The following is a 6,879-nucleotide window of genomic DNA, read 5'->3' on the forward strand; positions in this document are numbered from 1 at the left end:
AAGGGCCCCGCGAGGCGGGGCCCTTGGTCATTCGAGGGGAAGTTCGCCTTGCTCAAACAGGTCTTCCGCTTCGACCTGACGCGTCAAGACCTTATAGAACGCAGATTCCCCCGAGCTGCCGGGCTTGAACGTCCTTGTCGTTAGGTCTTCGTCCTTCAAGTGGACGTCTTCCAAGACCTTCGCATAGGCCTCAACCGGCACGACCTTGCCGTGCATCTTTGCCAGGTCGCAGTAGATGTCCTTCAGGTGGCGCATGAACGCACGGAAGGCGTTCGTCTTCGGCAAGATGCCGCTCTTGCGTGACGTGTCGGCCCAAGCATCGGGCCACTTGCCACGGACCGCGCGGAAGTAGTTGTCGACGTTGTCGGCGATGTCGAAGTCTCCATCCTCGCCAGAAATGAACATGTTCCTGAACGGCGTCCGCCGCTCTTCGTCACCTCGCACGGGTTCCAGCTTGCGGCCGTCGATGTAGGCGTTTCGGTCTGCGAACGGGTCCCGCGAAATAAGGTTGGTCAGTGCTTCCACAAAGGCGGCCTGCGTGATGGTCTCGCCGGTCCGTCCTGGCGTAACATATCCAAGCCTCTTGATGCGCTGGTGGAATGGGCTCGATTTCAGCCCATCCAATCCGACGGCGATGTTGTGGGCCGTGCGGAACGGGCTCCGCGCCTTCGACAGATCTTCCAGTTCATAGACCAGGCTGCGGCTGACCTTCGTTTGTGCCAGGTTCACCGTGGCGAAAATCTGCGCCTGCACTGAAAGGTCCGCACCCACAAATATGGACACGTTCAGGTCAAACTCGGCGCCTCCGATGTCATACTTCTCGTCTTCGTTGAAGAAGCCCGCCAGCCGGTGCTGGCCATCGAGGACCCTGGCGATCTTGCCGAATGGGATCTCCTTCCCATCGCCGGTGTCCTTTGCGACATGTGCCTCGAAGAGGGTCATCTCGCGTTTGTCGGGGTCGTAGCGCACGCACGCTTCGTCGATGGCTACAATGATGGCCGTTGGGAAGGTTGGGTCCGGTGACAAAATGTAGTCGCGGATCTTCTTCACCCGGTCCTTGTTGATTGGGCGCTGCACACCAAGGTATCGTTCAACGTCCCGCTCTTCATTGGCAAGGCGCCGCACATCGCTGAACGTGATGTCCGTCACGACTTCGGCTGGAAGGCATGCAGAGAAGAACGAGCCATTCTTTTGCTTCACTTCTTGAACGGGGAAGGGGCCGACAAGTTTCTCTGCCATCACTGTTCACCCCTGCGCCGTGCCATCTTTTCCTTGAAGTCTTCTTCTTCGCTCTTCTGTGCCGTCTCGAGTGAGAAGTTTACTGGTCCTTTTTCCCAAAGAATGACCGAATACCAGATGAGAAGCGAAGCGATATATAACATGTATCCCTTCTGCTGAAGGAAAATGGAAATGTATGTTGTTGAAAATACTGCGTTGTTTGTGTTTGCCCCGGCATAGGCGATGAGCGTTAGAATCAGAATAATGATTGAAGTGAGAAACACTTTTTCGATTCCGCGCATTACGCCGCTGATGTCCTTGATGGTTAGCTTAACCTCCTTCTTTTCATAGGCATCATACACCTCGAACACGACATAAAGCATCGGGGCAAGGAATGCCGCCGAATAGACGAACATTTCAGTCAGAGTTAGCCGCCGCAGCACCTCGTCAAAGAACTGCTTCCAAACCTCGCCACCACCCGTCTTCGGGCTGCTTAGCGCAATGCTGGCGAGCACAGGAGACGTTGAGACCACCCACAAGAAAAAGGCCTTCCACCCTGCGGCCTTCCAGTCTTCTTTCTTGTAGCCCCGAATGAACTGAATAGCGGCTCCGCACAGCAAGGCCAAAACCGCTAAACTAAGCGCAAGATTAATGATGAACGCCATCACACAGATTTTCCCAAGGTTCAGTCGCACACTGCTTTGGAAGCATGGCGAAATCAAGCCTCGGTTGTGAACGCCCGCTCTTCGTATGCCCGCCGCAGCTGCTCCACCGCCTCTTCCCGCACGCGCTCCGTCGGCCACTCGCCCGGGCCGTTCACGCACCGGTCCACCTGGACGACACCACCGCAGGGCAGGGGGTGTGTGAACCGGACGAACGTGAACCGTGGGTCGCTGACCAGCGGGGAAGGGGCATCGGTGATGGCGGCGGGGGAGAAGGTCATGGGGCGGCCTGGCGGGCTCGGTGCGCCGCAAGAACCAACAGGCGAGCGTGAGCTGATGGCGCCTCAATAAAGGCTGCCATCGCGTAAAAAATCGCAGCCGTTTTGTCATCGCCTTCCGTGGCGTTCATCATGGCTTCGTATTGCTCTGCGCTCAACCCAAACGTCGTAGCAATGGATTCGTGCGTGAATCGTCCTGCTTCTGCATTGCAGAAGGCATGCGCATACCTGGAGGTGGCATGGTAAAAGTCTGTTATGACGCGGACGGGCCGGCCATCCAGCCATTCACCGTCTATAGTCTGCATCACGCCACCCCCGCCCGTATCGCCGCGAGCCGCAGCTTGTCGTGGGCCGACCCGAACAACAGACGGATGTGCTCGGCCGGCAGGATTTCCAGTGTCGCGTCTTTGAACGGCTGCTGCCTTTTGCGCACGATATCCAGGATGCCTGGCAGCTCCGCCGCCCCTTCACTGACATAGACCGTGGGCGAACAGACAATGCGCATCGACTTGGGCATAGATGCGCTCGCGACGATGGCGCCGGTGATGTCGCGGCCGAAGGCGTAGGCCTCGGCCATGTTGCGGAAGACGACGATGGGGAGTGTCATGGCGCCACCCGCTCGGCCTGCGCGGCCGCCGCCCAAGCCATGCGCTGGTGGGCGGAAAGACCGGCCACCTTGGCGTCGAAGTTGCACCGCATCAGATGGGCGGTGTGTTCCATCGCAGCGTTCATCGGCTCGCACTCATGGATGAAATATCTGCCGTCTGGCATGCGGTATGACATCGACACCATAAGCTTGCGGTTGTGGATCCACGATACGAGCCCGCTCACCACGCGCGCCGGGTCGAACGCGAACGGGTCCGGGGCAGGGTGGTTGGTCATGGCTTGCTCCCGGCATACCGGCCCGTGCGGGTCTCGCGCTCGAAGCGCGGCAACTGGCTTGGGCGGGTCGCCTTCCAGGCCTCCATCTTCATCACCTCGTGGGCCGATGGTGGGTTGTCGCCGCCGATGCGCTTGAAGATGGCGACCATCTTCTTCGCCTCTGTGCGGCGCCGCTTGTGCCGGGATCCTTTGGAAAGCTGTTCGGTCATGCCGGCCTCCACGTCACGGTGGTTTCCTTGCCGCCGTTCAGCTCCTGCCACTCGCCATCCTCGCTGCGGAAGTAGGCCTTGCCGGTGATGGTGCGCGAGCCGTCGGCGGCTTGGGTAGCGGCGCCGGCCTTCTGCGCACGGCGGGCCTTGCGGTTGCCCGGAAGGGGCATGGCTGGGGCAGGGGCGACGGCGGTCTTCCAGTCGATGTCAAGATCCATCGTCATGAGGTCGGTGAAGCCGACGCGCTGGCCCATCGGGACGACGACTTCTTCGGCGGGCTCGGATGGCTGCGGCTTGCCGCCCCAGATGTCGTCAAGAATGGCCTTGGCCCGGGGCGGGTGCTGCCCGGCGACGTTCGTGGCGAAGTGCTCTGCGGCTTGAGCTCGGGTGATGCGTGGGGTGTTCATGCCGCACCGCCTTCCGCGCCGGCAACGAGCGTGTTGTCGAAGTCGAAGACGTCGGTGTAGTCGACATCCAGTTCCATGTGCAGGATCTGGTCGCCTGGCTTACCGGTTGCGTATGCCTTTTCGAGCGATGAGAACACGCCCTGGACCTGCCACCCCGGTCCGGATGGTTTGTCGATGTTGGCAAGAATGTAGATCTTCATGGGGCAAGTTCCTCCTCTTTTCCCTTGGGGAGGAATTAGGTAAGAAGGGACACGATCCAAAACTTCCGCACTGAAACGCCCAGAAACCACCCGAAATCACAGGAAATGACCAGCAATACCGGAAACATTTTCCTGCACAATCAATAGCCTTACGCACCCACCGCTGCCCTCCGAAGGCAGAGGTCACAGGTTCGAATCCTGTCGGGTGCGCCACCCCCCCCCCCAGATCCGTCCCCGCAGGGGTGTGTGTGTGGCCATAGGCCCTTCCTCTGCCTGCCATCGCCCGCTTTCCGTACCGGCAGATCGCCCTGTGCCTGCACCCCCGGCGGGGTAGACTGCCGCCCGGAAGTTGCAGGAGGATGGCATGGGGCAGGGGGGCGCGGGGTTGACGGCGCGGCTGGCAGGGCATGTGGCAGAGGTGGCGAACCGGCCGCTGACCGGTGCGGATACCGAGGCGATGCGGCGGCTCTTCCTCGACAATTTCATCGTCTCGCTCTGGGGCATCACCCGGCCGGCGGCGCGGCAGATCGCGGGCTGGTCGCGCCGGTTCGCGGGCACCGGCCCGGCGATGGTGCTGGGGGCGGACTGGACGGCCGACCCGTCGGTCGCGGCGCTGGTGCACGGCACGGCGGGCCACAGCTATGAACTGGACGACACCCATGACGTGACCACCAGCCACCCGGGCTGCGCCGTCATCCCCGCGGCGCTGGCGGTGGCGGCGGAAACCGGCGCAGGGCAGGCCGACCTGCTGCGCGCCTGCGCGGCGGGATACGAGGCGATGGCGCTGGTCGGCATGGCGGCGGGGGGCATGCAGACGGTGCACCGCGGCTTCCACCCGACCCCGGTCTACGGATCCTTCGGTGCGGCGACGGCGGCGTGGTGCCTGCGGTCCTGGGCGCAGGGGCGCGCGGTGATGGCGGCGGACCTGCAACGGCTGTGGGGGCTGTCGCTGTCGCAGGCCTGCGGTTCGATGCAGTTTTCCATGGAATCCACGGGGGGCGAGATCAAGCGCGTGCATGCCGGGTTGGGGGCGCGCAACGGCGTGCTGGCGGCGGATTTCGCCGGCCTGCCGGATGTGACCGCGCCGCTGCAATCGGCCGAAGGCGCCTATGGCGTCGCCGGCATCTTCGGCGGGCCGCTGAACGAGGTGACGCCGGGCGCGGCGTTGCAGATCCATGTCATCAGCCTCAAACCCTATTCCTGCTGCCGGCTGTTCCATTCCACCATCGACGCGCTGCGCGAGGTGACGGACGGCTTCACCCGCCCGGTGGAGGAGATCGCGGACATCCTGATCACCGGCCCCCGCCTGATCGCGGAACAGCACATGACGCGGGCGGAATCGGTGATGACCGCGCAATACAGCTGCCCCTATATCGTCGGCGCGACGCTGGCCTACGGGCCCACGCGCTATGACGCCTATGGCGAGGCGTTCCTGACCGACCGCCGCATCCTCGATCTGGCCGCGAAGGTCCGGTTCGAGGTCGATGCGGATATGGAGCGCACCTATTACCCCCGCCAGTTCGCCACCGGCGTGCGGATGCGCTTTGCCGACGGCACCACCCGCGCAGCGATGGTGGCCGACAGTCTGGGCACCGCGCGCAGGCCGATGGGCATCGACCAGATCATCGCCAAGGGCGACGGGCTGGCGCATCAGGGCAGTTTTCCCACCGGGCAGGATCTGGCGGCGGTGATCTGGAACGACGCCGCGACGCCGGCGGATTTCGCCCGCGCGCTCAACCCCCGCTGATGGAGGGAACACCATGACCGACAGCCTGCACGCCCGGATCCAGCGCGTTATCGACATCGAGGACATCCGGACCCTGATGGCGAAATACTGCCACGGGATCGACAGGAAAGACGAAGAAACCTTCATGGGCATCTGGGCCGCGGACGGCGCCTATATGCTGCCCCGGGGCGAGGCGAGGGGGACGGACGAGATCCGCGCGCTGGTGCACAGGGTCTGGCGGCAGGTGCCGAAATGCCACCACCACATCACCAACCCGGTGATCGAGGTGACGGGCGACACGGCCACGGCGAAAACCGATGTGATCTATTTCCGCGAAACCGATGACGGCCTGCTGCAACTGCTGTCGGGGGGGTACGATTTCGCCTATGCCCGGCGCGATGGCCTGTGGAAGACGACATATTTGAAGTTTTCCAGCTTCGTGAACGTCAGCCCGATCTTCAAGGACAACATCCGCGGCTGACCTTCGGGCGCGCGCGGCCCGCCTTCCGGCCGCGCGCCCGGCTTTCTGCATGGCGCTATCCGTGTGCGGGTGCCATTCACGATGGCTCGACCGGCGGGAACATGCGGCGGTCCGCCGATTCGTCTTGCCCGGATTTGCGGAAAAAGGTGCAAACGGATCGGCGAAAGGGGCGCTTGGCCCGCAATGGCCATCCGCCGCGCATCGGCCATGGCCCTTTCGGCGGCTTTCGGGCGATTTCGTGCGTCGGGGCTGTCCCGGCCCGGGTTTTCCGGCACGGTCATTGCAGGGACGAATTCGGCCCACATATGACCTTTCAGGCATCCCCAATTCCGGGGATCGCGGAAACAGGAGGAAACGATGCAGAACATGAAACGCAATGCCGCGTTGATCGCGCTGATTGCTGCCCTGGGTGCTGCCCCGGCCTTCGCACAAAGCACTGCGCCGGGTGGGGTGAGCCCGCCGGCGACCGACGACACCACCGTTCCGGGCACGCCCGACACCACCACCACCATCACGGTGACGCCGGGCTTCGAGGCGCCCGAAGGCTTCACCCTGGTGCCCGATTTCACCACGTTCTCGGCGGCTGAACTGACGGGCGTCGATCTTTACGGCCCCGACGGGGCTCTGTTGCACAAATCGCGTGAGGGATTCATCTCGTGAATCCAGCGTGGTAGCTTGACTGCATGAGCAGACCGACACCCCCGATCTACAAGACCAGGAACTGGCCCGCCTATAACCCAGCGCTCAAGCGCCGCGGCTCTCTGACGATCTGGTTCGACCCCGCCATGACGTGGAAGGCCGCGCCGACTGGCAAGC

The 6,879-nt window shown here is 62.9% G+C and carries 11 protein-coding genes and 1 pseudogene; 4 read left to right on the forward strand and 8 right to left on the reverse strand.

The annotated features are described in order from the left end of the window. Nucleotides 1-27 precede the first annotated feature (27 nt). The 8 genes from RGD00_RS19975 to RGD00_RS20010 form a co-directional block, all read right to left on the reverse strand. The gene (locus tag RGD00_RS19975; RefSeq protein ID WP_310459035.1) at nucleotides 28-1,239 is read right to left on the reverse strand and encodes a DGQHR domain-containing protein; all 1,212 of its coding nucleotides are present in this window, start codon (nucleotides 1,237-1,239) and stop codon (nucleotides 28-30) included. Beyond that, nucleotides 1,239-1,883, reverse strand: a complete 645-nt coding sequence (locus RGD00_RS19980; RefSeq protein ID WP_310459036.1) for a hypothetical protein — start codon at nucleotides 1,881-1,883, stop codon at nucleotides 1,239-1,241. Before RGD00_RS19980 ends, RGD00_RS19975 begins: the two co-directional genes overlap by 1 nt. 274 nt (nucleotides 1,884-2,157) lie before the next feature. Beyond that, nucleotides 2,158-2,463: a hypothetical protein gene (locus tag RGD00_RS19985; RefSeq protein ID WP_310459037.1), complete on the reverse strand. Its 306-nt coding sequence runs from the start codon at nucleotides 2,461-2,463 to the stop codon at nucleotides 2,158-2,160. Continuing rightward, nucleotides 2,463-2,765 carry a hypothetical protein gene (locus tag RGD00_RS19990; protein WP_310459038.1) on the reverse strand — a complete coding sequence of 101 codons (303 nt, stop codon included), beginning with the start codon at nucleotides 2,763-2,765 and terminating at the stop codon, nucleotides 2,463-2,465. The genes RGD00_RS19985 and RGD00_RS19990 overlap by 1 nt, the downstream gene beginning before the upstream one ends. Beyond that, the gene (locus tag RGD00_RS19995) at nucleotides 2,762-3,040 is read right to left on the reverse strand and encodes a hypothetical protein (RefSeq protein ID WP_310459039.1); all 279 of its coding nucleotides are present in this window, start codon (nucleotides 3,038-3,040) and stop codon (nucleotides 2,762-2,764) included. The genes RGD00_RS19990 and RGD00_RS19995 overlap by 4 nt, the downstream gene beginning before the upstream one ends. Further along, nucleotides 3,037-3,249, reverse strand: a complete 213-nt coding sequence (locus RGD00_RS20000; RefSeq protein ID WP_310459040.1) for a hypothetical protein — start codon at nucleotides 3,247-3,249, stop codon at nucleotides 3,037-3,039. Before RGD00_RS20000 ends, RGD00_RS19995 begins: the two co-directional genes overlap by 4 nt. Then, nucleotides 3,246-3,656, reverse strand: a complete 411-nt coding sequence (locus RGD00_RS20005; protein WP_310459041.1) for a hypothetical protein — start codon at nucleotides 3,654-3,656, stop codon at nucleotides 3,246-3,248. The genes RGD00_RS20000 and RGD00_RS20005 overlap by 4 nt, the downstream gene beginning before the upstream one ends. Further along, a complete protein-coding gene (locus tag RGD00_RS20010) occupies nucleotides 3,653-3,856 on the reverse strand; it encodes a hypothetical protein (RefSeq protein WP_310459042.1) in 204 nt (67 codons plus the stop codon). The genes RGD00_RS20005 and RGD00_RS20010 overlap by 4 nt, the downstream gene beginning before the upstream one ends. Nucleotides 3,857-4,220: 364 nt before the next feature. On the opposite strand from RGD00_RS20010, the gene RGD00_RS20015 reads away from it, so the two are divergent. The 4 genes and pseudogenes from RGD00_RS20015 to RGD00_RS20030 all read left to right on the forward strand — a co-directional run. After that, the gene (locus RGD00_RS20015; RefSeq protein WP_310459043.1) at nucleotides 4,221-5,603 is read left to right on the forward strand and encodes an MmgE/PrpD family protein; all 1,383 of its coding nucleotides are present in this window, start codon (nucleotides 4,221-4,223) and stop codon (nucleotides 5,601-5,603) included. A gap of 13 nt (nucleotides 5,604-5,616) precedes the next feature. Then, on the forward strand, nucleotides 5,617-6,063 hold the full coding sequence (locus RGD00_RS20020) for a nuclear transport factor 2 family protein (protein ID WP_310459044.1): 447 nt from the start codon (nucleotides 5,617-5,619) through the stop codon (nucleotides 6,061-6,063). Between the two features lie 357 nt (nucleotides 6,064-6,420). Continuing rightward, nucleotides 6,421-6,723 (forward strand): hypothetical protein, encoded by a 303-nt coding sequence (locus tag RGD00_RS20025; protein ID WP_310459045.1) that lies wholly within the window; start codon nucleotides 6,421-6,423, stop codon nucleotides 6,721-6,723. Between the two features lie 23 nt (nucleotides 6,724-6,746). Further along, a pseudogene (locus tag RGD00_RS20030) lies at nucleotides 6,747-6,879 on the forward strand (IS5/IS1182 family transposase); the annotation flags it as partial.

It is taken from the genome of Ruixingdingia sedimenti, from assembly GCF_031432425.1.
GTDB lineage: Bacteria > Pseudomonadota > Alphaproteobacteria > Rhodobacterales > Rhodobacteraceae > Ruixingdingia > Ruixingdingia sedimenti.

What these genes read in the sequence shown, in the direction of transcription:
- RGD00_RS19975 (WP_310459035.1), bottom strand. Translation starts at nt 1,239, where the DNA reads ATGGCAGAGAAACTTGTCGGCCCCTTCCCCGTTCAAGAAGTGAAGCAA.
- RGD00_RS19980 (WP_310459036.1), bottom strand. Translation starts at nt 1,883, where the DNA reads ATGGCGTTCATCATTAATCTTGCGCTTAGTTTAGCGGTTTTGGCCTTG.
- RGD00_RS19985 (WP_310459037.1), bottom strand. Translation starts at nt 2,463, where the DNA reads ATGCAGACTATAGACGGTGAATGGCTGGATGGCCGGCCCGTCCGCGTC.
- RGD00_RS19990 (WP_310459038.1), bottom strand. Translation starts at nt 2,765, where the DNA reads ATGACACTCCCCATCGTCGTCTTCCGCAACATGGCCGAGGCCTACGCC.
- RGD00_RS19995 (WP_310459039.1), bottom strand. Translation starts at nt 3,040, where the DNA reads ATGACCAACCACCCTGCCCCGGACCCGTTCGCGTTCGACCCGGCGCGC.
- RGD00_RS20000 (WP_310459040.1), bottom strand. Translation starts at nt 3,249, where the DNA reads ATGACCGAACAGCTTTCCAAAGGATCCCGGCACAAGCGGCGCCGCACA.
- RGD00_RS20005 (WP_310459041.1), bottom strand. Translation starts at nt 3,656, where the DNA reads ATGAACACCCCACGCATCACCCGAGCTCAAGCCGCAGAGCACTTCGCC.
- RGD00_RS20010 (WP_310459042.1), bottom strand. Translation starts at nt 3,856, where the DNA reads ATGAAGATCTACATTCTTGCCAACATCGACAAACCATCCGGACCGGGG.
- RGD00_RS20015 (WP_310459043.1), top strand. Translation starts at nt 4,221, where the DNA reads ATGGGGCAGGGGGGCGCGGGGTTGACGGCGCGGCTGGCAGGGCATGTG.
- RGD00_RS20020 (WP_310459044.1), top strand. Translation starts at nt 5,617, where the DNA reads ATGACCGACAGCCTGCACGCCCGGATCCAGCGCGTTATCGACATCGAG.
- RGD00_RS20025 (WP_310459045.1), top strand. Translation starts at nt 6,421, where the DNA reads ATGCAGAACATGAAACGCAATGCCGCGTTGATCGCGCTGATTGCTGCC.